The following is a 21,123-nucleotide window of genomic DNA, read 5'->3' as shown; positions in this document are numbered from 1 at the left end:
CGCCCTACTTATTCGTAGGCCCGGTAAGCGGCAGCGCCACCGGGCAAAAAACTCTCAACAGGTATTCACCGTGCTCAACAAACTCTCTCGTCTGCTGGATCAGGCAGGTATTTCGCTCACCGATCACCAGAAAAACCAGCTGGTGGCGTATGTCGATATGCTGAACAAATGGAATAAAGCGTACAACCTGACGTCTGTGCGCGATCCCAACGAGATGCTGGTTCGCCATATTCTCGATAGTATCGTGGTGGCGCCGTACCTGAAAGGTGGACGTTTTATCGACGTGGGGACGGGGCCGGGTTTGCCGGGCGTTCCGCTGTCGATTGTCCGACCCGAGAGCCATTTCACGCTGCTGGACAGCCTGGGCAAGCGCGTGCGCTTTTTACGCCAGGTTCAGCATGAACTGAAGCTCGATAACATCACGCCCGTACAGAGCAGGGTAGAAGAGTTTCCGGCAGAGCCGCCGTTTGACGGCGTTATCAGCCGTGCGTTTGCTTCGCTCAATGACATGGTGAGCTGGTGTAAGCATCTGCCGGCAGAAGATGGCCGTTTTTATGCGCTGAAAGGACAGCTGCCCGGTGATGAAATTGAACAGCTTCCGGACGGTTTTAGCGTTGAAACCATCGAGAAATTAAACGTTCCGCAGCTCGACGGTGAACGTCATCTGGTGATAATTAAGCCAAACAATTTTTAAAAAAATAATAAAAAATGTGGAATTTGTGCTGTTCTGAGTATGTTAAAAAACAGCACAACTACCCGGGATTTACCAGAGAGCGTTTAACCGCTTTTTTACCAGGGATTTTCTTGCGGTTAACCTCACGTCGATTATTCATCGCGAAGATAGTCAACTATGAAAATATCAGCCTGCTAAAAGTGGAAGGCTGTAACCAGAACGCAATGTTAATTATTTATTAAGAATGTCAATAAAAGGTTTTTATTGTGTACGGGGCTGTTTTGAAAATAGTTGCGATATTTTGTGTTTAATTTCAGAAAGATAATCCTGGGCGATTTACGGCTTTGATAAATACAACCTTATCGCAAATGTGTGTTTTGTGATCTCGTGCACGCTTTGTAGTCAACGTTTTCGCGCTGTTTGCAGTTTTGCTCGAAGGTCGGTGCTTTCTACGAAAGTTAAAAAATAGCGCTGGGGAAAAATATTTAAACATTTATTCACCTTTTCGCTACTTAATGTTTGAAATCACGGGTACGCACCGTATAATTTGTCCGCTTTTTGATGCTTGACTCTGAGCCTTAAAGGACGTTTTATACGACACGCGGCATACCTCGAAGGGAGCAGGAGTAAAAACGTGATGTCTGTGTCGCTCTTGAGTAGAAACGTTGCTCGTAAGCTTCTGTTCATTCAGTTTCTGGCTGTGATAGCAAGTGGACTGCTGTTTAGCCTCAAAGACCCCTTCTGGGGCATTTCCGCCGTGTGCGGGGGTTTGGCGGTCGTGCTGCCAAACGTGTTGTTTATGATTTTTGCCTGGCGTCATCAGGCGCATACACCCGCCAAAGGCCGCGTGGCCTGGTCCTTCGCTCTCGGCGAAGTGTGTAAGGTGTTGCTGACCTTTGCTCTACTAGTGATGGCGCTGGCGGTTTTGAAAGTGGTATTCATGCCGCTGATAGCAACGTGGGTTTTGGTGCTGGTGGTACAAGTTCTGGCTCCAGCTGTAATCAATAACAAAGGGTAAAAGGCATCATGGCTTCAGAAAATATGACGCCGCAGGATTACATAGGTCACCATCTGAATAACCTTCAGCTGGACCTGCGTACATTCTCGCTGGTGGATCCACATAACCCCCCGGCCACCTTCTGGACGATCAACATCGACTCCATGTTCTTCTCGGTGGTTTTGGGTCTTCTGTTCCTGGCCATGTTCCGCAGCGTTGCTAAAAAAGCGACCAGCGGTGTTCCAGGGAAATTCCAGACGTTCGTTGAGATGATCATCGGCTTCGTCCATGGCAGCGTGAAAGACATGTACCATGGTAAGAGCAAGCTGATTGCTCCGCTGGCCCTGACCGTGTTCGTTTGGGTCTTCCTGATGAACCTGATGGACCTGCTGCCAATTGACCTGCTGCCGTTCATCGGCGAGCACATCTTCGGCCTGCCTGCGCTGCGTGTTGTACCGTCTGCGGACGTGAACATCACCCTGTCGATGGCGCTGGGCGTGTTTATCCTGATTCTTTTCTACAGCATCAAAATGAAAGGCGTAAGCGGCTTTGTGAAAGAGCTTACCTTGCAGCCGTTCAACCACTGGGCGTTTATTCCGGTCAACCTGATCCTGGAAGGCGTTAGCCTGCTGTCCAAACCTGTTTCACTGGGTCTGCGACTGTTCGGCAACATGTATGCGGGTGAGCTGATTTTCATTCTGATCGCGGGTCTTCTGCCGTGGTGGTCACAGTGGGTTCTGAATGTGCCATGGGCCATTTTCCACATCCTGATCATTACGCTGCAAGCCTTTATCTTCATGGTTCTGACGATCGTCTATCTGTCGATGGCGTCTGAAGAGCACTGATTTTTTACCAACACTACTACGTTTTAATTGAAACAAACTGGAGACTGTCATGGAAAACCTGAATATGGATCTGCTGTACATGGCTGCCGCTGTGATGATGGGTCTGGCGGCTATCGGTGCTGCGATCGGTATCGGCATCCTCGGAGGTAAATTCCTGGAAGGCGCAGCGCGTCAACCTGATCTGATTCCTCTGCTGCGTACTCAGTTCTTTATCGTTATGGGTCTGGTGGATGCTATCCCAATGATCGCTGTAGGTCTGGGTCTGTACGTGATGTTTGCTGTCGCGTAGTAGTTGTTTTAAAACCCCAAGCCACAGAAATTTAAGAGGTATTGTGCTGTGAACATGAACGCAACAATCCTCGGCCAGGCCATCGCGTTTATTCTCTTTGTCTGGTTCTGCATGAAGTATGTATGGCCGCCTTTAATGGCTGCCATCGAAAAACGTCAGAAAGAAATTGCTGACGGTCTGGCTTCCGCAGAACGCGCTAAGAAAGATTTGGACCTTGCACAGGCCAACGCGACAGACCAGCTGAAAAAAGCGAAAGCTGAAGCTCAGGTAATCATTGAACAGGCTAACAAGCGCCGTTCTCAGATCCTGGACGAAGCCAAAGCTGAAGCAGAACAGGAACGTACTAAGATCGTGACACAGGCTCAGGCTGAAATTGAAGCTGAGCGTAAACGTGCTCGTGAAGAACTGCGTAAGCAGGTTGCGATTCTGGCTGTTGCTGGCGCCGAGAAGATCATCGAACGTTCCGTGGATGAAGCTGCTAACAGCGACATCGTGGACAAACTTGTCGCTGAACTGTAAGGAGGGAGGGGCTGATGTCTGAATTTGTTACGGTAGCTCGCCCCTACGCCAAAGCAGCTTTTGACTTTGCTGTCGAACACCAAAATGTCGATCGCTGGCAGAATATGCTGGCGTTTGCCGCTGAGGTGACGAAAAACGAACAAATGGCCGAGTTGCTTTCCGGTGCGTTAGCGCCTGAAACCCTCGCCGCGTCGTTTATCGCCGTGTGCGGAGAGCAACTGGATGCCAACGGCCAGAACCTGATTAAGGTCATGGCAGAAAATGGTCGTCTCCGTGTGCTCCCGGATGTTCTCGAGCAGTTTGAGCACTTACGTGCCCTTAGTGAAGCAACTGCAGAAGTCGAAGTGACTTCCGCGACTGAACTGAGTGACGAACAGCTTGCGAAAATCACCGCCGCGATGGAAAAACGTCTGTCACGCAAAGTTAAGCTGAATTGCAAAATCGATAAGTCTGTAATGGCAGGCGTAATCATCCGCTCGGGTGATATGGTCATTGATGGCAGCGTACGCGGCCGTCTTGAGCGCCTTGCAGACGTCTTGCAGTCTTAAGGGGACTGGAGCATGCAACTGAATTCCACCGAAATCAGCGAACTGATCAAGCAGCGCATTGCTCAGTTCAATGTTGTGAGTGAAGCTCACAACGAAGGTACTATTGTTTCTGTAAGTGACGGTGTTATCCGCATCCACGGCCTGGCCGATTGTATGCAGGGTGAGATGATTTCCCTGCCGGGTAACCGTTACGCTATCGCACTGAACCTGGAGCGCGACTCCGTAGGTGCAGTTGTGATGGGTCCATACGCTGACCTCGCCGAAGGCATGAAGGTTAAGTGTACTGGCCGTATTCTGGAAGTGCCGGTTGGCCGTGGCCTGCTGGGTCGCGTTGTTAACACCCTGGGTGCGCCAATCGACGGTAAAGGTCCGGTTGAGCACGATGGCTTCTCCCCAATCGAAGTTATCGCACCAGGCGTTATCGACCGTCAGTCCGTTGATCAGCCAGTGCAGACTGGTTATAAGTCCGTTGACGCCATGATCCCAATCGGTCGTGGTCAGCGTGAACTGATCATCGGTGACCGTCAGACCGGTAAAACCGCGATGGCAATCGACGCCATCATCAACCAGCGTGACTCCGGCATCAAATGTGTGTACGTGGCTATCGGCCAGAAAGCGTCCACCATTTCTAACGTGGTTCGTAAACTGGAAGAGCACGGCGCACTGTCTAACACCATCGTTGTGGTAGCAACCGCGTCTGAATCTGCTGCACTGCAATACCTGGCGCCATACGCCGGTTGCGCAATGGGCGAATACTTCCGTGACCGCGGTGAAGATGCGCTGATCGTATACGATGACCTGTCTAAACAGGCTGTTGCTTATCGTCAGGTTTCCCTGCTGCTCCGTCGTCCACCAGGACGTGAAGCATTCCCGGGCGACGTATTCTACCTCCACTCTCGTCTGCTGGAGCGTGCTTCCCGCGTTAACGCGGAATACGTCGAGAACTTCACCAAAGGTGAAGTGAAGGGCAAAACAGGTTCTCTGACCGCGCTGCCGATCATTGAAACCCAGGCGGGTGACGTTTCTGCGTTCGTTCCGACCAACGTAATCTCCATTACCGATGGTCAGATCTTCCTGGAAACCAACCTGTTTAACTCCGGTATTCGTCCGGCGGTTAACCCGGGTATCTCTGTATCCCGTGTGGGTGGTGCTGCTCAGACCAAGATCATCAAGAAACTGTCCGGTGGTATCCGTACCGCGCTGGCACAGTATCGTGAACTGGCTGCGTTCTCTCAGTTCGCATCCGATCTGGACGAAGCAACCCGTAAACAGCTGAGCCACGGTCAGAAAGTGACCGAGCTGCTGAAGCAGAAACAGTACGCTCCAATGTCTGTTGCTCAGCAGGGCCTGGTACTGTTCGCGGCTGAACGCGGTTACCTCGAAGATGTGGAACTGGCGAAAATCGGTAGCTTTGAAGCCGCTCTGCTGGCTTACGTCGACCGTGATCACGCTCCGCTGATGCAAGAGATCAACCAGACCGGTGGCTATAACGACGAAATCGAAGGCAAGCTGAAAGCTATCCTCGATTCCTTCAAAGCAACCCAATCCTGGTAATCGTCCGGCGGCTTGTCTCAGGGCAAGCCGCCTGGCATTGAGGAGAAGCTCATGGCCGGCGCAAAAGAGATACGTAGTAAGATCGCAAGCGTCCAGAACACGCAAAAGATCACTAAAGCGATGGAGATGGTCGCCGCTTCCAAAATGCGTAAATCGCAGGATCGCATGGCGGCCAGCCGTCCTTATGCAGAGACCATGCGCAAAGTGATTGGTCACCTTGCAAACGGTAATCTGGAATATAAGCACCCTTACCTGGAAGAACGCGACGTTAAGCGCGTGGGCTACCTGGTGGTGTCGACTGACCGTGGTCTGTGTGGCGGCTTGAACATTAACCTGTTCAAAAAACTGCTGGCGGATATGAAAGGCTGGTCTGATAAAGGCGTTCAGTGCGATCTGGCACTGATTGGCTCTAAAGGCGTCTCTTTCTTTAACTCCGTTGGTGGCAACATTGTCGCTCAGGTGACCGGTATGGGTGATAACCCGTCCCTGTCCGAACTGATCGGCCCGGTTAAAGTGATGTTGCAGGCCTACGATGAAGGCCGTCTGGACAGACTGTACGTTGTCAGCAACAAATTCATTAACACCATGTCTCAGGTTCCAACGCTCACTCAGATGCTGCCGTTACCGGCATCAGAAGATGACGAGCTGAAGCAGAAAGCCTGGGATTACCTGTATGAACCCGATCCGAAACCGCTGCTGGATACCCTGCTGCGTCGTTACGTTGAATCTCAGGTTTATCAGGGCGTTGTAGAAAACCTGGCCAGCGAGCAGGCCGCACGAATGGTGGCGATGAAAGCCGCGACCGATAATGGCGGCAGCCTGATTAAAGAGCTGCAGTTGGTTTACAACAAAGCTCGTCAGGCCAGCATTACTCAGGAACTCACCGAGATCGTCTCGGGGGCCGCCGCGGTTTAACCAGGTTTACGAATTACGTAGAGGATTCAAGATGGCTACTGGAAAGATTGTCCAGGTAATCGGCGCCGTGGTGGACGTCGAGTTCCCTCAGGACGCCGTACCACGCGTGTACGACGCGCTTGAGGTACAGAATGGTAACGAGAGCCTGGTGCTGGAAGTTCAGCAGCAGCTCGGCGGCGGTATCGTGCGTACCATCGCCATGGGTTCTTCCGACGGTCTGCGTCGTGGTCTGGAAGTTAAAGACCTTGAGCACCCGATCGAAGTCCCGGTAGGTAAAGCAACACTGGGTCGTATCATGAACGTATTGGGTCAGCCAATCGACATGAAAGGCGACATCGGTGAAGAAGAGCGTTGGGCTATCCACCGCGCGGCACCTTCCTACGAAGAGCTGTCCAGCTCTCAGGAACTTCTGGAAACCGGCATCAAAGTTATCGACCTGATGTGTCCGTTTGCGAAGGGCGGTAAAGTTGGTCTGTTCGGTGGTGCGGGTGTAGGTAAAACCGTAAACATGATGGAGCTGATCCGTAACATCGCGATCGAGCACTCCGGTTACTCCGTGTTTGCGGGCGTAGGTGAACGTACTCGTGAGGGTAACGACTTCTACCACGAAATGACCGACTCCAACGTTCTGGACAAAGTATCCCTGGTTTACGGCCAGATGAACGAGCCACCAGGAAACCGTCTGCGCGTTGCGCTGACCGGCCTGACAATGGCTGAGAAATTCCGTGACGAAGGTCGTGACGTTCTGCTGTTCGTTGATAACATCTACCGTTACACCCTGGCCGGTACTGAAGTATCTGCACTGCTGGGTCGTATGCCTTCAGCGGTAGGTTATCAGCCTACGCTTGCGGAAGAGATGGGTGTTCTTCAGGAACGTATCACCTCTACCAAAACCGGTTCTATCACCTCCGTTCAGGCGGTATACGTACCTGCGGATGACTTGACTGACCCATCTCCAGCAACCACCTTTGCGCACTTAGACGCAACCGTGGTACTGAGCCGTCAGATCGCGTCTCTGGGTATCTACCCGGCCGTTGACCCGCTGGACTCCACCAGCCGTCAGCTGGATCCACTGGTTGTTGGTCAGGAACACTACGACACCGCGCGTGGCGTACAGTCCCTGCTGCAGCGTTACCAGGAACTGAAAGACATCATCGCCATCCTGGGTATGGATGAACTGTCTGAAGAAGACAAACTGGTGGTAGCACGTGCGCGTAAGATCCAGCGCTTCCTGTCCCAGCCGTTCTTCGTTGCGGAAGTATTCACCGGTTCTCCGGGTAAATACGTTTCCCTGAAAGACACCATCCGTGGCTTTAAAGGCATCATGGAAGGCGAATACGATCACCTGCCAGAGCAGGCGTTCTACATGGTTGGTTCCATCGAAGAAGCCGTGGAAAAAGCCAAAAAACTTTAACGCCTTAATCGGAGGGTGATATGGCAATGACTTACCACCTGGACGTCGTCAGCGCAGAGCAACAAATGTTCTCTGGTCTGGTCGAGAAAATCCAGGTAACGGGCAGTGAAGGTGAACTGGGTATTTTCCCGGGTCACGCACCGCTGCTCACCGCCATTAAGCCTGGTATGATCCGCATCGTTAAACAGTTCGGTCACGAAGAGTTTATCTATCTGTCCGGCGGCATTCTTGAAGTGCAGCCTGGCAGTGTGACCGTTCTGGCCGATACCGCTATTCGTGGCCAGGATCTCGACGAAGCGCGAGCCCTGGAATCGAAGCGTAAGGCTGAAGAGCACATTAGCAGCTCTCATGGTGACGTGGATTACGCTCAGGCGTCTGCGGAGCTGGCCAAAGCGATCGCGAAACTGCGCGTTATCGAGTTGACCAAAAAAGCGATGTAACACCGGCTTGAAAAGCACAAAAGCCAGTCTGGATACCAGACTGGCTTTTTTTTTCATCCTTAATTCATGATGAAAAAGATGTAGAATTTTAGGCATCAAACGTTTTTACTTCTCACTCAAACTACCGTCAGGATGCGTATGTCAAACAGTGCGATGAGCGTGGTGATCCTTGCCGCTGGCAAAGGTACCCGCATGTATTCCGATCTGCCTAAAGTGCTCCACACGCTGGCAGGAAAGCCAATGGTGCAGCATGTCATTGATGCAGCGAATGAACTGGGTGCCCGTCAGGTTCACCTGGTCTACGGCCACGGCGGCGATCTGCTTAAAAAGACGCTGAGCGATGACGCGCTCAACTGGGTGCTTCAGGCTGAACAGCTGGGTACCGGTCATGCGATGCAGCAGGCTGCGCCGTTCTTTGCCGATGACGAAGATATTCTGATGCTCTACGGTGATGTTCCGCTAATTTCCGTTGAAACGCTGACTCGCCTGCGTGCAGCCAAGCCGCAGGGCGGCATCGGTTTATTGACCGTTGTGCTGGACGATCCAACGGGCTATGGCCGTATCACGCGTGAAAACGGCAACGTAACGGGTATCGTTGAACATAAAGATGCCAGTGATGAACAGCGCAAGATTCAGGAGATTAACACCGGCATCCTGATTGCTAATGGCGCGGACATGAAGCGCTGGCTCTCTCAGCTCGACAACAATAACGCGCAAGGTGAGTACTACATCACCGACATCATTGCGATGGCGTATCACGAAGGGCGTGAGATCGCCGCCGTTCATCCGGCGCGCATCAGCGAAACGGACGGCGTGAATAACCGCCTGCAGCTTTCCCGTCTTGAGCGTATTTATCAGTCCGAGCAGGCAGAGAAGCTGCTGCTTGCTGGCGTCATGCTGCGCGATCCGGCGCGTTTCGATTTGCGCGGCACCGTGTCTCACGGGCGCGATGTTGAGATCGATACTAACGTTATTCTTGAAGGCAACGTCACGCTGGGCAACCGCGTCAAAATTGGCGCCGGCTGCGTGATTAAAAACAGCGTCATCGGTGACGACTGCGAAATCAGCCCGTACAGCGTGGTGGAAGATGCTCATCTTGAAGCCGCGTGTACCATCGGCCCGTTTGCGCGTCTGCGCCCGGGTGCTGAGCTGCTGGAAGGCGCGCACGTGGGCAACTTCGTGGAAATGAAAAAAGCGCGTCTGGGTAAAGGCTCCAAAGCGGGTCATTTAACCTATCTGGGCGACGCGGAGATTGGCGATAACGTGAACATTGGTGCAGGAACCATTACCTGTAACTATGACGGCGCCAATAAGTTTAAAACCATCATCGGCGATGACGTGTTCGTGGGCTCGGACACGCAGCTGGTGGCACCGGTTACCGTGGGTAACGGCGTGACCATTGCCGCCGGCACGACCGTCACGCGCGACGTAGCGGATAACGAGCTGGTGTTAAGCCGCGTGCCGCAGGTACACAAGCAGGGCTGGAAACGCCCGGTGAAGAAAAAGTAACAACAAGGCGGGTGGCGCTACGCTTACCCGCCCTACGATTGAGTAGGCCTGATAAGGCGTAGCCGTCATCAGGCAAACCCGGGAGAGGAGATAAATATATATCTCCCCCCACAAGCAGTACCCATAAAAATAACCCCACTCTCTACAAGGCTCGGGGCGCCCGGAAAGGGTAAATACAGGTCAGCGACAACGCAGGCATAATGCCTAAATTCGGAATCTAAAATATGTGTGGAATTGTTGGCGCAGTTGCGCAGCGTGATATTGCTGAAATCCTTCTCGAAGGTTTACGTCGTCTGGAATACCGTGGTTACGACTCTGCCGGTCTGGCTGTCGTGGATGCAGAAGGGCATATGACCCGTCTGCGTCGTCTCGGTAAAGTGCAGATGCTGGCCCAGGCTGCGGAAGAACATCCGCTGCACGGTGGTACCGGTATCGCGCACACCCGCTGGGCGACGCACGGCGAACCGTCTGAAGGTAACGCGCACCCGCATGTGTCTGAACACATCGTGGTGGTGCATAACGGCATTATCGAAAACCACGAACCGCTGCGCGAAGAACTGAAAGCGCGCGGCTATACCTTCGTCTCTGAAACCGACACCGAAGTGATTGCTCACCTGGTGCACTGGGAGCTGGCAAAGGGCGGTACGCTGCGTGATGCGGTGCTGCGCGCTATCCCTCAGCTGCGCGGTGCGTATGGTACGGTGATCATGGACTCCCGCGATCCATCTACCCTGCTGGCCGCGCGTTCCGGTAGCCCGATGGTTATCGGTCTGGGCATGGGTGAAAACTTTATCGCCTCCGATCAGCTGGCGCTCCTGCCGGTCACCCGTCGCTTTATCTTCCTGGAAGAGGGCGATATCGCGGAAGTGACGCGCCGCAGCGTGACCGTCTTCGACACCAAAGGCGAGCAGGTGAAGCGTCAGGAGATCGAATCTAACCTGCAGTACGACGCGGGCGACAAAGGCGCTTACCGTCACTACATGCAGAAAGAGATCTACGAGCAGCCGAACGCTATCAAAAACACTCTGACCGGGCGCATCAGCCACGGCGAGGTGGATCTGAGCGAGCTGGGGGCAAACGCCAACGAACTGCTCGGCAAGGTTGAACATATTCAGATCGTAGCCTGCGGTACCTCATATAACTCCGGTATGGTCTCTCGCTACTGGTTTGAATCCCTGGCGGGTGTGCCGTGCGACGTGGAAATCGCATCTGAGTTCCGCTATCGCAAGTCTGCGGTGCGTCGTAACAGCCTGATGATCACCCTTTCCCAGTCCGGCGAAACGGCGGATACGCTGGCAGCGCTGCGTCTGTCTAAGGAATTGGGTTATCTGGGCTCGCTGGCCATCTGTAACGTCCCGGGCTCATCCCTGGTGCGTGAGTCCGATCTGGCGCTGATGACCAAAGCGGGTACCGAAATCGGCGTGGCCTCCACCAAAGCGTTTACCACTCAGCTGACCGTTCTGCTGATGCTGGTGGCGAAGCTGGCGCGTCTGAAAGGCGAAGATGCTTCCGTTGAGCACGACATCGTTCACGGTCTCCAGGCGCTGCCGAGCCGTATTGAGCAGATGCTGTCTCAGGACAAACGCATTGAGGCGCTGGCGGAAGATTTCTCTGACAAACATCACGCTCTATTCCTGGGCCGTGGCGATCAGTATCCGATTGCGCTGGAAGGCGCGCTGAAGCTGAAAGAGATCTCCTACATTCACGCTGAAGCCTACGCGGCAGGCGAGCTGAAACACGGCCCGCTGGCATTGATCGACGCCGATATGCCGGTTATCGTTGTGGCACCTAACAACGAACTGCTGGAAAAACTGAAATCCAACATTGAAGAAGTGCGCGCCCGCGGTGGCGTACTGTACGTCTTCGCAGATAAAGATGCCGGTTTTGTCAGCAGCGATAACATGCACATCATCGAGATGCCGCATGTGGAAGAGGTGATTGCACCGATCTTCTACACCGTTCCGCTGCAACTGCTGGCCTATCACGTGGCGCTGATCAAAGGCACCGACGTTGACCAGCCGCGTAACTTGGCGAAATCGGTTACGGTGGAATAATAGTCCGTTTATTTTCGATAAAGCCTTAGCGCCATGCTAAGGCTTTTTTATTTCTATATAAATATAATCTGAAAAACAAACCCCGTTTTTTCTTCTCATACACGCTTATTGTAAACTTAAATTTATACGAAATAATATTGATTCGGGCCTGGTTTTTTATTCGTTTATTATATTATTCCTCCTTACATAATAACTCCTTTAAAAATATAATTTTATTTCTTGCTGAGTTTAATTTTATTTGTATTATATCGGCCGAACGCAGGTTCCATGATTTATTTAAATCATGAATGTAATAGGTGGATTTATTAATTTAATGGCGGAGTACTATGAAACGTAATATTTTTACAGGGATTTTGGCGTTATCTTCACTGTTTTTAGCGAATCAGGTTATCGCATCTGACGGTATTGTACACTTCCGTGGCGAAGTGGTGGATACCACATGTGAAGTCACTTCAGATACGGCTGGGCAGACGGTGAATATCGGTAAGGTGGGTAAAACTGCTTTCACGGGTATTGACTCTACGGCATCGGTAAAAGATTTTCATATCCGACTGGATAAATGCCCAACCACATACACTCAGGCTGCCGTTCGCTTTGATGGTACGGAAGATAAGGACACTATCGGCAAGGGCTATCTTGCCATCGGTACGCCTGTCGTGGGTGACACGGGCACTGACGGTACCTTCACCGGCGGGGATACCGCTGTCGCAGCAACGGGTGTGGCGATTAAATTGTACAACCTGAAAGACGATACCGCCGTCCCGCTGTACGGCAATTCTGCTTATAGCCCCATCACCGCAGGCAAAGCCGATTTAGGGTTTAAAGCGAAATATGTGCAGACCCTGGCTACGGTCACGCCGGGTACGGCTAACGCTGATTCTCAATTTACTATTGAATATTTGAAATAATATCACCCCGCACACTCTGTTGAGCCTGATGGTTGCCCTTTTTCTGCCAGGCTCTTTATATAAAGGATTATTTCGTGATAAGAGTGTTATTCGACGTACTCATGACGCTGTGGCTGGTCTTTTTTTCATGTTTTTCAACCGCGGGCATCATTATTGGTGGAACGCGTATTATATATTCCAGTGATAAATCCGATGCGACCATTTCGGTTCGTAACAATGATAATACGCTGCCCTATTTGATTCAGACATGGGTTGATCCCTTTGAAAGTCGCGATCGCTCTTCACCGCCTTTCACCGTTATTCCTCCGGTTTCCCGGCTGGAGCCGCAGCAGGAAAAAATTCTGCGAATTATGAAAGTCAAAGGGGCACTGCCTGACGATCGCGAATCCGTCTTTTGGCTGAACGTAAAAAATATTCCGCCTTCGGGCAACAGCCCAAACCGGCTGGAAATCGCCATCAAAACGCGCATCAAACTCTTCTGGCGTCCGGCTGCGCTCAAGGTCACACCGGAAGCCGCCGCGCCGAAAGTCACCTGGCATACCGAAGGCGGTTTTTTGGTTGTGCATAATCCCAGCGCCATTCACGTCAACGTGATGAATGTGACGGTCGACGGGAAGGATGTGCCTTTGAATATTATCCGCCCGTTTGAAACCCTGCGTCTTCCTCTGCCTGCGGGGACGTCCGGTCATAGCATGGTCTGGCGCTACGTCAATGACTACGGCGGCATCAGTAACTCTATTGCGCTTACCCTCTGAACATCGGGATATCCTGGCAAATGGCCTCCTCACCGCTCGTAAAGCTCCTGATGATCTCAGGGGTATTCTTTTCTGCTGCGAAAATGTCTGCGGCAAACGATCTGTTTAATCCCGCCTTGCTGGAGATCGATCGTCCCGTTGATGTGGACATCAGCCAGTTCAACCGGGCAAACAGCCTGCCTGCCGGGGATTACAAGGTCGATATTTTTGTTAACGGTAAGCGTATTGAACAACGCGTCGTGACGTTTGTTCAGGATAATGCAGAGGCGGAAATCACCCCCTGTTTTGTGGATGCGAAAAGCGTCCTGGCCTCCTTTGGCGTAAAAGTTGAAGCGGTAAAGGCGCTGGCAGAGATCGACGAGAAGCAGTGCATCCGTCCTGCGGCGGTGATAGAGGGGGCGACCTCGACGTTTAATACGGATGAGCTGGCCCTCAATCTGACCATCCCGCAGATTTATATTGATGCCGCTGCCCATGATGCGATAAGCCCTTCCCGCTGGGATGAAGGCATTAACGCGTTGATGGTGAATTATGATTTTTCAGGCTCTGAAACGCTTCGCGACGATGACGGTGATGACGAGGCGTTTTACTACCTCAACCTGCGCAACGGGATAAACGTGGGGGCATGGCGCCTGCGTAACTACAGTACCCTCAATATCAGCAACGGGCAGTCAGCCTATGACACTATAAGCACCTACGCCGAGCGGAATATTGCCGCGCTTCGTAGCCAGGTGATGATTGGAGATACGTTTACCGCCAGCGATGTGTTTGACAGCACGCAGCTTCGCGGCGTGCGGCTCTACACGGATAACGACATGCTTCCCGCCAGCCAGAACGGGTTTGCTCCGGTGGTTCGCGGCGTGGCAAAAAGTAACGCCACCGTCATCGTCAGGCAGAATGGATACGTTATTTATCAATCTGCCGTTCCGCCGGGCGCCTTTTCGCTGACCGATCTTAATACTACCCACTCAGGCGGCGATCTGGATGTCACCATCAAAGAAGAGGACGGCAGCGAACAACGCTTCACGCAGCCCTATGCGTCGTTAGCCATACTGAAGCGCGAGGGACAGACCGATGTGGATATCAGCGCTGGTGAGTTGCGCGACCAACAATCTTTCACACCGGAGGTGTTTCAGGCTCAGCTGCTGCGCGGTATGCCGTGGGGATTAACGCTGTACGGCGGCATGCAGCTGGCGCAGGATTATCGCGCCGCTGCGCTCGGAGTCGGCAAGGATATGGGGTCGCTGGGCGCGCTCTCCTTTGACGCCACTCACGCAGCCGCCTGGTTCGACGAGAACGACAATGAACAGGGGCAGTCTTATCGTTTCCTCTATTCAAAACGCTTTGATGATACCGACACGACGCTCCGGCTGGTGGGTTATCGGTACTCGACGGAAGGGTACTACACGCTGAATGAGTGGGCTTCACGCCAGAATAACCAAAGCGATTTCTGGGTAACCGGTAACCGGCGCAGCAGGCTGGAAGGTACGTGGACCCAAACTTTCGGCGAAGGTATGGGCAACCTCTATCTGACGTTGAGCCGCCAGCAGTACTGGAAGACGGACGCTGTCGAACGACTGGTGCAATTCGGCTACAGCAATAGCTGGCGTTCTATCTCCTGGAACCTCTCCTGGAACTATTCGGATTCTGCCACCACTTCCAGCGGCCGCCAGGATGCCGATAGCACCTCATCAGAAAGCGAGCAGATCTTCATGTTTTCCGTATCGGTTCCGCTATCGGGCTGGCTCAGCAACAGCTACGTCTCGTATAGCGCGACGCAAAATAACCACGGTAAAGGGATGCATCAGGTAGGCGTAAACGGTACGGCGCTTGAAGGACATAACCTCTCTTATAACATTCAGCAATCCTGGGATGCTGATGAACGAGAGAGCAACGGCAGTGGAGGGCTTGGGTATGACGGAACATACGGATCGGTGAATGCCAGCTATGACTATAGCCGGGAATCAGAGCGACTTAACTATGGTGTGAAAGGTGGCATTCTGGCACACAGCGAAGGGATCACTTTTTCCCAGGAGCTGGGTGAGACCGTCGCGCTGATTAAAGCCCCCGGAGCCGCCGGTCTTGAGCTGGAAAACGCTGGTGGCATCGCCACTGACTGGCGGGGCTACACCGTACAGACGCAGCTCAACCCCTACGATGAAAACCGTGTCGCTTTCGACAGTGATTACTTCGCCAAAGCCAACGTCGAGCTTGATAACAGCGTCCTTACCCTGGTGCCCACGCGTGGCGCCGTGGTGAAGGCTGAATTTGTTACGCACGTTGGCTATCGCATCTTGTTTAACGTTCGTCAGGCGAATGGACAACCCGTCCCCTTTGGCGCGATGGCGTCCGCGGAGCTTGAGTCCGGCAGCGTGACCGGCATTGTCGGGGATAACGGCGATGTCTACCTTTCCGGTATGCCGGAAGACGGTACGTTTTCACTGAACTGGGGAAAGGGGAATGCCAGTCGCTGCACGGTGCATTACCACATTAACAAGCCGACAGGTGTCGAGCTGGTTCAGACAACGGCAGTTTGCCAACAGGGATAGCGCAATGAAATTCGGTTCGAAAAGGCTGTTTGTTGTAATGACGCTTTTGTTCAGTACATGGAGCAATGCTGCGCTTGCGGGGGATGGGATCTGCCATGCAGTAGGTGGAACCTATCTCTACAATCTGAATGTGAATAATCAGCAAATACCGGCTGATAAAAATAAAGCGGGTATGGAGATAAGAGATCTGGAGACCCTAACGTCCCCCACGACCTATAAAGTTGAATGTAATTGCCTGACGCGCTATACCACCGTCTTTCGAGAGATTTACTATACGGCCACTTCGCCTCTGAACGTCGATACGACGAGAAACGGTTATACCTACTACAGACTGAATGACAACTTGAGTATTGCCTCCTCGATTCATGTATTGGGACGTAACTTTATTCCCGTACCCTTTTCTGCGGAACCAAATCGCGTAACCTCCGGTATGTACTGCTATGCGGATGGCGAAGAAGGCAACCAGGCGATACTGGATACGGGATCGGAGATCAAGCTGTCATTTCTGGTTAACAAACCTTTTATCGGCAAGGTCACGGTACCCGGCACGATCGTCGCGGATCTGTACGGCGGAATAAACACACAATCCTCTTTGGCGAGTACCGAAAAGCTGGCAGAAATCCGTATTTCGGGTGATATCGTCGCACCGCAAAGCTGTGAGATTGCGTCGGGGCAGTCGCTGGAAATCGATTTTGGTAAAATTCCTGCTACGGCGTTTTCTGCGGTGCAGGGCACGCCCGTTTCCAGCCACAAGGTGACCAAAACCATCCTCGTCCAGTGCACCGGAATTAGGGATGAAAATATCGTCTACTCTTCCCTTCATGCCGATCCGGTTGACTCCAGCGCGACAATGATGAAAGTCAACGGTAATGATGATGTCGGGATTGTCATTTATGACAAGGCCGACCGCGCGGTGAATGTGAACGGCGGCAGCATGAGTATGGACAGGGGGCCGAACAATCAGGGGGCAGAAACCAACTCGCTGACGTTTTCCGCGGCGCCAGCCAGTGCGACAGGCGCTCAGCCCAGGCCGGGGACCTTTGACGCCTACGCCACCATCACGCTGGAGATCGCCAACTGAATAAACACAGGGGCGAAATGTTTCCGCCCCTGTTACATATTACAGTCATTGTCATTTTTTCCATTCTGAACCACACTTCCTTTCATCATGATGCTTTAGTGAAAAATAAAATCATGTGTTTATTCATGAGGTTAACGTGCAGGCATGCATTGTCATAAAACTGTCATATTTCGTACATTTATCTGTCACCTGTTTGTCCTATTTTGCTCATCGTAGCCACTTAAACAATGATTTACGAAATCCTTGCAGGAGACATTATGAAAGTTATGCGTACCACTGTCGCAACTGTTGTCGCCGCGACCTTATCTCTGAGCGCTTTCTCTGCTTTTGCAGCAGCAAGCCTGACTGGCGCTGGTGCAACCTTCCCTGCGCCGGTGTATGCCAAATGGGCGGATACCTACCAGAAAGAAACCGGTAACAAGGTTAACTATCAGGGTATCGGCTCCTCCGGTGGCGTTAAACAAATTACCGCGAATACCGTTGATTTCGGCGCATCTGACGCTCCGCTGTCTGATGAAAAACTGAATCAGGAAGGCCTGTTCCAGTTCCCGACCGTGATCGGCGGCGTTGTGCTGGCCGTTAACATCCCTGGCCTGAAATCAGGCGAGCTGGTGCTGGACGGCAAAACCCTGGGCGACATCTACCTGGGCAAAATCAAAAAATGGGATGACGAAGCCATCACTAAGCTGAACCCTGGCGTTAAGCTGCCTTCGCAGAACATCGCTGTGGTTCGCCGCGCTGACGGCTCTGGTACCTCCTTCGTGTTCACCAGCTACCTGGCAAAAGTGAACGAAGAGTGGAAATCGAAAGTCGGCTCCGGCTCTACCGTTAACTGGCCAACCGGTCTGGGCGGTAAAGGTAACGACGGCATCGCTGCCTTCGTACAGCGTCTGCCGGGCTCTATCGGTTACGTAGAATACGCTTACGCTAAGCAGAACAACCTGGCTTACACCAAACTGGTTTCTGCTGACGGCAAACCGGTTAGCCCAACTGAAGAGAACTTCGCTAACGCAGCGAAAGGCGCTGACTGGAGCAAATCCTTCGCACAGGATCTGACTAACCAGAAAGGCGACAACGCGTGGCCAATCACTTCTACAACGTTCATTCTGATTCACAAAGATCAGAAGAAACCAGAGCAAGGTACTGAAGTGCTGAAGTTCTTTGACTGGGCATACAAAAACGGCGGCAAACAGGCTAACGACCTGGATTACGCCAGCCTGCCAGACAGCGTGGTTGAGCAGATTCGTGCTGCATGGAAAACCAACGTGAAAGACAGCAGCGGTAAACCATTGTATTAATTTAGCATTCTGACGAAAATGGCGGGTGGCGCTTGCGCTTACCCGCCGATTTCGTAAACGCGTTTAACAGAAGAGTGATTTATGGCTGCAACCAAGCCTGCATTTAACCCTCCGGGTAAAAAAGGTGACATGATTTTCGGCGCGCTGGTCAAACTGGCTGCGCTGATTGTGCTATTGCTGCTGGGCGGCATTATCGTGTCTCTGATTTTCTCCTCCTGGCCGAGCATTCAGAAATTCGGTTTCTCCTTCCTGTGGACCAAAGAGTGGGACGCGCCGAACGATATCTACGGTGCGCTGGTGCCGATTTACGGTACGCTGGTGACCTCGTTCATCGCCCTGCTGATTGCGGTTCCGGTAAGCTTCGGTATTGCGCTGTTCCTGACGGAACTGGCGCCGGGCTGGCTGCGTCGCCCGCTGGGTATAGCCATCGAACTGCTGGCGGCCATCCCAAGTATCGTATACGGCATGTGGGGCCTGTTTATCTTTGCGCCGCTGTTTGCCACGTACTTCCAGGAGCCGGTAGGTAATGTTCTCTCCGCCGTTCCGTTTGTGGGAGCCCTGTTCTCTGGCCCGGCATTCGGTATCGGTATTCTGGCGGCAGGTGTGATCCTCGCCATCATGATTATTCCGTACATTGCGGCGGTAATGCGCGATGTCTTCGAACAAACCCCGGTGATGATGAAAGAGTCGGCCTACGGCATCGGCTGTACCACCTGGGAAGTTATCTGGCGCATTGTCCTTCCGTTCACCAAAAATGGGGTGATCGGCGGCGTAATGCTGGGCTTAGGTCGCGCGCTGGGTGAAACGATGGCGGTCACCTTTATCATCGGTAACACCTACCAGCTCGACAGCGCTTCACTCTATATGCCGGGTAACAGTATTACCTCCGCGCTGGCAAACGAATTTGCCGAAGCGGAATCCGGGCTTCACGTCGCAGCGCTGATGGAGCTGGGTCTGATTCTGTTCGTTATCACCTTCATTGTTCTGGCGATTTCCAAGCTGATGATCCTGCGTCTCGCGAAAAATGAGGGGGCACGCTGATGGCAACTCTCGAAATGCAAAGCACCGCTCAGCTTGCCGAATCCCGCCGCAAAATGCAGGCGAAGCGTCGTTTTAAAAACCGCATTGCGCTGACGCTTTCCATGGCAACGATGGCATTCGGCCTGTTCTGGCTGATCTGGATCCTGATGTCCACCATCACCCGTGGTATTGATGGAATGTCTCTGGCGCTGTTCACCGAGATGACGCCGCCGCCAAATACGGCGGGTGGTGGTCTGGCGAACGCCCTGGCGGGCAGCGGCCTGCTGATCCTGTGGGCGACCGTTTTCGGTACGCCGCTGGGCATCATGGCCGGCATCTACCTGGCCGAGTACGGGCGTAAATCCTGGCTGGCAGAGGTGATTCGCTTCATTAACGACATCCTGCTTTCCGCTCCGTCGATTGTCGTGGGCCTGTTTGTTTACACCATTGTAGTCGCGCAAATGGAACACTTCTCCGGCTGGGCAGGCGTAATTGCGCTGGCGCTGCTGCAGGTGCCTATCGTCATTCGTACCACCGAAAACATGCTGAAACTGGTGCCGGATAGCCTGCGTGAAGCAGCTTACGCGCTGGGTACGCCGAAATGGAAAATGATTTCTGCGATCACCCTCAAAGCGTCGGTCTCCGGGATCATGACCGGTATCCTGCTGGCTATCGCCCGTATTGCCGGTGAAACGGCACCGCTGCTGTTTACTGCCCTCTCCAACCAGTTCTGGAGCACGGACATGATGCAGCCGATCGCCAACCTGCCGGTGACGATCTTTAAATTTGCGATGAGCCCATTCGCGGAATGGCAGCAGCTGGCCTGGGCCGGGGTGCTGATCATCACCCTTTGCGTACTGTTGCTGAACATTCTGGCGCGCGTCATTTTCGCGAAGAAGAAACACGGTTAATTTTTTACGGCGCGGCAGCTCGCGGCGTCGAATGAGGAAATGAGTCAATGAGTATGGTTGATACTGCCCCGGGTAAGATTCAGGTTCGTGATTTGAACTTCTACTACGGCAAATTCCATGCCCTGAAGAACATCAACCTGGATATCGCGAAGAACCAGGTCACGGCATTCATCGGTCCGTCTGGCTGTGGCAAGTCCACGCTGCTGCGTACCTTTAACAAAATGTATTCGCTCTATCCGGAGCAGCGCGCTGAAGGTGAAATTATCCTGGATGGCGAAAACATTCTGACCCAGGCCCAGGATATCGCCCTGCTGCGTGCCAAAGTGGGGATGGTGTTCCAGAAACCGACGCCGTTCCCGATGTCCATCTATGACAACATCGCGTTTGGCGTTCGCCTGTTTGAGAAGCTCTCCCGTGCGGACATGGACGAGCGCGTGCAGTGGGCATTGACCAAGGCCGCATTATGGAACGAAACCAAAGATAAACTTCATCAGAGCGGGTACTCTCTCTCCGGTGGTCAACAGCAGCGTCTGTGCATTGCGCGCGGTATCGCCATTCGCCCGGAAGTGTTGCTGCTGGATGAACCATGTTCAGCGCTAGACCCGATCTCAACCGGCCGTATTGAAGAGCTGATCACCGAGCTGAAGCAGGATTACACCGTGGTTATCGTGACCCACAACATGCAGCAGGCTGCGCGTTGCTCAGATCACACGGCGTTTATGTACCTGGGCGAGTTGATTGAGTTCAGCGATACGGACGCGCTGTTCACCCGGCCCGCGAAGAAACAAACCGAAGATTATATTACTGGCCGCTACGGTTGATTTGCCTTAGTGCATGTGGAGAA

20 protein-coding genes are annotated in these 21,123 nt (G+C 52.9%); all 20 read left to right on the top strand.

All coding sequences use genetic code 11. The features are described from left to right. Window positions 1–70: 70 nt before the first annotated feature. The 20 genes from rsmG (at window position 71) to pstB (ending at window position 21,100) form a co-directional block, all read left to right on the top strand. Entirely contained in the window at window positions 71–694 is a 624-nt protein-coding gene (gene rsmG / locus IM314_RS14105; RefSeq protein WP_028014915.1) for a 16S rRNA (guanine(527)-N(7))-methyltransferase RsmG, read from the top strand. A 616-nt stretch (window positions 695–1,310) separates the two neighbouring features. Continuing rightward, window positions 1,311–1,691 (top strand): F0F1 ATP synthase subunit I, encoded by a 381-nt coding sequence (gene atpI / locus IM314_RS14100; RefSeq protein ID WP_008500194.1) that lies wholly within the window; start codon window positions 1,311–1,313, stop codon window positions 1,689–1,691. 8 nt (window positions 1,692–1,699) lie between these two features. Next, complete coding sequence (gene atpB / locus IM314_RS14095; protein WP_028014916.1) at window positions 1,700–2,515, top strand: F0F1 ATP synthase subunit A; 816 nt, start codon at window positions 1,700–1,702, stop codon at window positions 2,513–2,515. Window positions 2,516–2,564: 49 nt separating this feature from the next. Further along, window positions 2,565–2,804, top strand: coding sequence for a F0F1 ATP synthase subunit C (gene atpE, locus IM314_RS14090; protein ID WP_000429386.1), 240 nt, complete (start codon window positions 2,565–2,567; stop codon window positions 2,802–2,804). 48 nt (window positions 2,805–2,852) lie between these two features. Next, window positions 2,853–3,323 carry a F0F1 ATP synthase subunit B gene (gene atpF, locus IM314_RS14085; RefSeq protein ID WP_003862370.1) on the top strand — a complete coding sequence of 157 codons (471 nt, stop codon included), beginning with the start codon at window positions 2,853–2,855 and terminating at the stop codon, window positions 3,321–3,323. A 14-nt stretch (window positions 3,324–3,337) separates the two neighbouring features. Further along, the gene (gene atpH, locus IM314_RS14080; RefSeq protein WP_003862369.1) at window positions 3,338–3,871 is read left to right on the top strand and encodes a F0F1 ATP synthase subunit delta; all 534 of its coding nucleotides are present in this window, start codon (window positions 3,338–3,340) and stop codon (window positions 3,869–3,871) included. A 12-nt stretch (window positions 3,872–3,883) separates the two neighbouring features. Continuing rightward, a complete protein-coding gene (atpA, locus tag IM314_RS14075; protein ID WP_003862367.1) occupies window positions 3,884–5,425 on the top strand; it encodes a F0F1 ATP synthase subunit alpha in 1,542 nt (513 codons plus the stop codon). Window positions 5,426–5,476: 51 nt separating this feature from the next. Then, window positions 5,477–6,340: a F0F1 ATP synthase subunit gamma gene (atpG, locus tag IM314_RS14070; protein ID WP_003862364.1), complete on the top strand. Its 864-nt coding sequence runs from the start codon at window positions 5,477–5,479 to the stop codon at window positions 6,338–6,340. Between the two features lie 31 nt (window positions 6,341–6,371). Beyond that, entirely contained in the window at window positions 6,372–7,754 is a 1,383-nt protein-coding gene (gene atpD, locus IM314_RS14065; RefSeq protein ID WP_003862362.1) for a F0F1 ATP synthase subunit beta, read from the top strand. A gap of 20 nt (window positions 7,755–7,774) precedes the next feature. Then, entirely contained in the window at window positions 7,775–8,194 is a 420-nt protein-coding gene (locus tag IM314_RS14060) for a F0F1 ATP synthase subunit epsilon (protein ID WP_006177560.1), read from the top strand. A gap of 138 nt (window positions 8,195–8,332) precedes the next feature. Beyond that, on the top strand, window positions 8,333–9,703 hold the full coding sequence (gene glmU / locus IM314_RS14055; RefSeq protein ID WP_045631290.1) for a bifunctional UDP-N-acetylglucosamine diphosphorylase/glucosamine-1-phosphate N-acetyltransferase GlmU: 1,371 nt from the start codon (window positions 8,333–8,335) through the stop codon (window positions 9,701–9,703). Between the two features lie 224 nt (window positions 9,704–9,927). After that, on the top strand, window positions 9,928–11,757 hold the full coding sequence (glmS, locus tag IM314_RS14050; RefSeq protein WP_193359074.1) for a glutamine--fructose-6-phosphate transaminase (isomerizing): 1,830 nt from the start codon (window positions 9,928–9,930) through the stop codon (window positions 11,755–11,757). 326 nt (window positions 11,758–12,083) lie between these two features. Further along, complete coding sequence (locus IM314_RS14045) at window positions 12,084–12,665, top strand: chaperone-usher fimbrial major subunit (RefSeq protein ID WP_153657025.1); 582 nt, start codon at window positions 12,084–12,086, stop codon at window positions 12,663–12,665. A 74-nt stretch (window positions 12,666–12,739) separates the two neighbouring features. Continuing rightward, a complete protein-coding gene (locus IM314_RS14040) occupies window positions 12,740–13,420 on the top strand; it encodes a fimbrial chaperone (RefSeq protein WP_370529582.1) in 681 nt (226 codons plus the stop codon). A 20-nt stretch (window positions 13,421–13,440) separates the two neighbouring features. Continuing rightward, window positions 13,441–15,969 (top strand): fimbria/pilus outer membrane usher protein, encoded by a 2,529-nt coding sequence (locus tag IM314_RS14035; protein WP_193359075.1) that lies wholly within the window; start codon window positions 13,441–13,443, stop codon window positions 15,967–15,969. A 4-nt stretch (window positions 15,970–15,973) separates the two neighbouring features. Next, the gene (stgD, locus tag IM314_RS14030) at window positions 15,974–17,050 is read left to right on the top strand and encodes a fimbrial protein StgD (RefSeq protein ID WP_227008610.1); all 1,077 of its coding nucleotides are present in this window, start codon (window positions 15,974–15,976) and stop codon (window positions 17,048–17,050) included. A gap of 257 nt (window positions 17,051–17,307) precedes the next feature. Beyond that, on the top strand, window positions 17,308–18,348 hold the full coding sequence (pstS, locus tag IM314_RS14025) for a phosphate ABC transporter substrate-binding protein PstS (protein WP_193359076.1): 1,041 nt from the start codon (window positions 17,308–17,310) through the stop codon (window positions 18,346–18,348). A gap of 81 nt (window positions 18,349–18,429) precedes the next feature. Beyond that, complete coding sequence (gene pstC, locus IM314_RS14020; RefSeq protein WP_028014924.1) at window positions 18,430–19,389, top strand: phosphate ABC transporter permease PstC; 960 nt, start codon at window positions 18,430–18,432, stop codon at window positions 19,387–19,389. Then, entirely contained in the window at window positions 19,389–20,279 is an 891-nt protein-coding gene (gene pstA, locus IM314_RS14015) for a phosphate ABC transporter permease PstA (RefSeq protein ID WP_014881893.1), read from the top strand. The genes pstC and pstA overlap by 1 nt, the downstream gene beginning before the upstream one ends. A 47-nt stretch (window positions 20,280–20,326) precedes the next feature. Then, window positions 20,327–21,100 (top strand): phosphate ABC transporter ATP-binding protein PstB, encoded by a 774-nt coding sequence (gene pstB, locus IM314_RS14010; protein ID WP_010426574.1) that lies wholly within the window; start codon window positions 20,327–20,329, stop codon window positions 21,098–21,100. Window positions 21,101–21,123 lie beyond the last annotated feature (23 nt).

Origin of the sequence: Enterobacter cloacae complex sp. P42RS, assembly GCF_014930595.1 — a bacterium.
Classification (GTDB): Bacteria; Pseudomonadota; Gammaproteobacteria; order Enterobacterales; family Enterobacteriaceae; genus Enterobacter; species Enterobacter bugandensis.
The sequence above is the reverse complement of the archived record's forward strand: the minus strand, read 5'-3'. Positions and strand labels throughout refer to the sequence as shown.

Bases quoted from the DNA above. Each gene is read 5' to 3' on its own strand.
- pstB (WP_010426574.1), top strand. From the start codon at position 20,327: ATGAGTATGGTTGATACTGCCCCGGGTAAGATTCAGGTTCGTGATTTG.
- atpA (WP_003862367.1), top strand. From the start codon at position 3,884: ATGCAACTGAATTCCACCGAAATCAGCGAACTGATCAAGCAGCGCATT.
- atpD (WP_003862362.1), top strand. From the start codon at position 6,372: ATGGCTACTGGAAAGATTGTCCAGGTAATCGGCGCCGTGGTGGACGTC.
- atpI (WP_008500194.1), top strand. From the start codon at position 1,311: ATGTCTGTGTCGCTCTTGAGTAGAAACGTTGCTCGTAAGCTTCTGTTC.
- pstC (WP_028014924.1), top strand. From the start codon at position 18,430: ATGGCTGCAACCAAGCCTGCATTTAACCCTCCGGGTAAAAAAGGTGAC.
- atpB (WP_028014916.1), top strand. From the start codon at position 1,700: ATGGCTTCAGAAAATATGACGCCGCAGGATTACATAGGTCACCATCTG.
- atpH (WP_003862369.1), top strand. From the start codon at position 3,338: ATGTCTGAATTTGTTACGGTAGCTCGCCCCTACGCCAAAGCAGCTTTT.
- atpE (WP_000429386.1), top strand. From the start codon at position 2,565: ATGGAAAACCTGAATATGGATCTGCTGTACATGGCTGCCGCTGTGATG.
- atpG (WP_003862364.1), top strand. From the start codon at position 5,477: ATGGCCGGCGCAAAAGAGATACGTAGTAAGATCGCAAGCGTCCAGAAC.
- glmU (WP_045631290.1), top strand. From the start codon at position 8,333: ATGTCAAACAGTGCGATGAGCGTGGTGATCCTTGCCGCTGGCAAAGGT.
- glmS (WP_193359074.1), top strand. From the start codon at position 9,928: ATGTGTGGAATTGTTGGCGCAGTTGCGCAGCGTGATATTGCTGAAATC.
- IM314_RS14045 (WP_153657025.1), top strand. From the start codon at position 12,084: ATGAAACGTAATATTTTTACAGGGATTTTGGCGTTATCTTCACTGTTT.
- IM314_RS14035 (WP_193359075.1), top strand. From the start codon at position 13,441: ATGGCCTCCTCACCGCTCGTAAAGCTCCTGATGATCTCAGGGGTATTC.
- stgD (WP_227008610.1), top strand. From the start codon at position 15,974: ATGAAATTCGGTTCGAAAAGGCTGTTTGTTGTAATGACGCTTTTGTTC.
- pstA (WP_014881893.1), top strand. From the start codon at position 19,389: ATGGCAACTCTCGAAATGCAAAGCACCGCTCAGCTTGCCGAATCCCGC.
- IM314_RS14060 (WP_006177560.1), top strand. From the start codon at position 7,775: ATGGCAATGACTTACCACCTGGACGTCGTCAGCGCAGAGCAACAAATG.
- pstS (WP_193359076.1), top strand. From the start codon at position 17,308: ATGAAAGTTATGCGTACCACTGTCGCAACTGTTGTCGCCGCGACCTTA.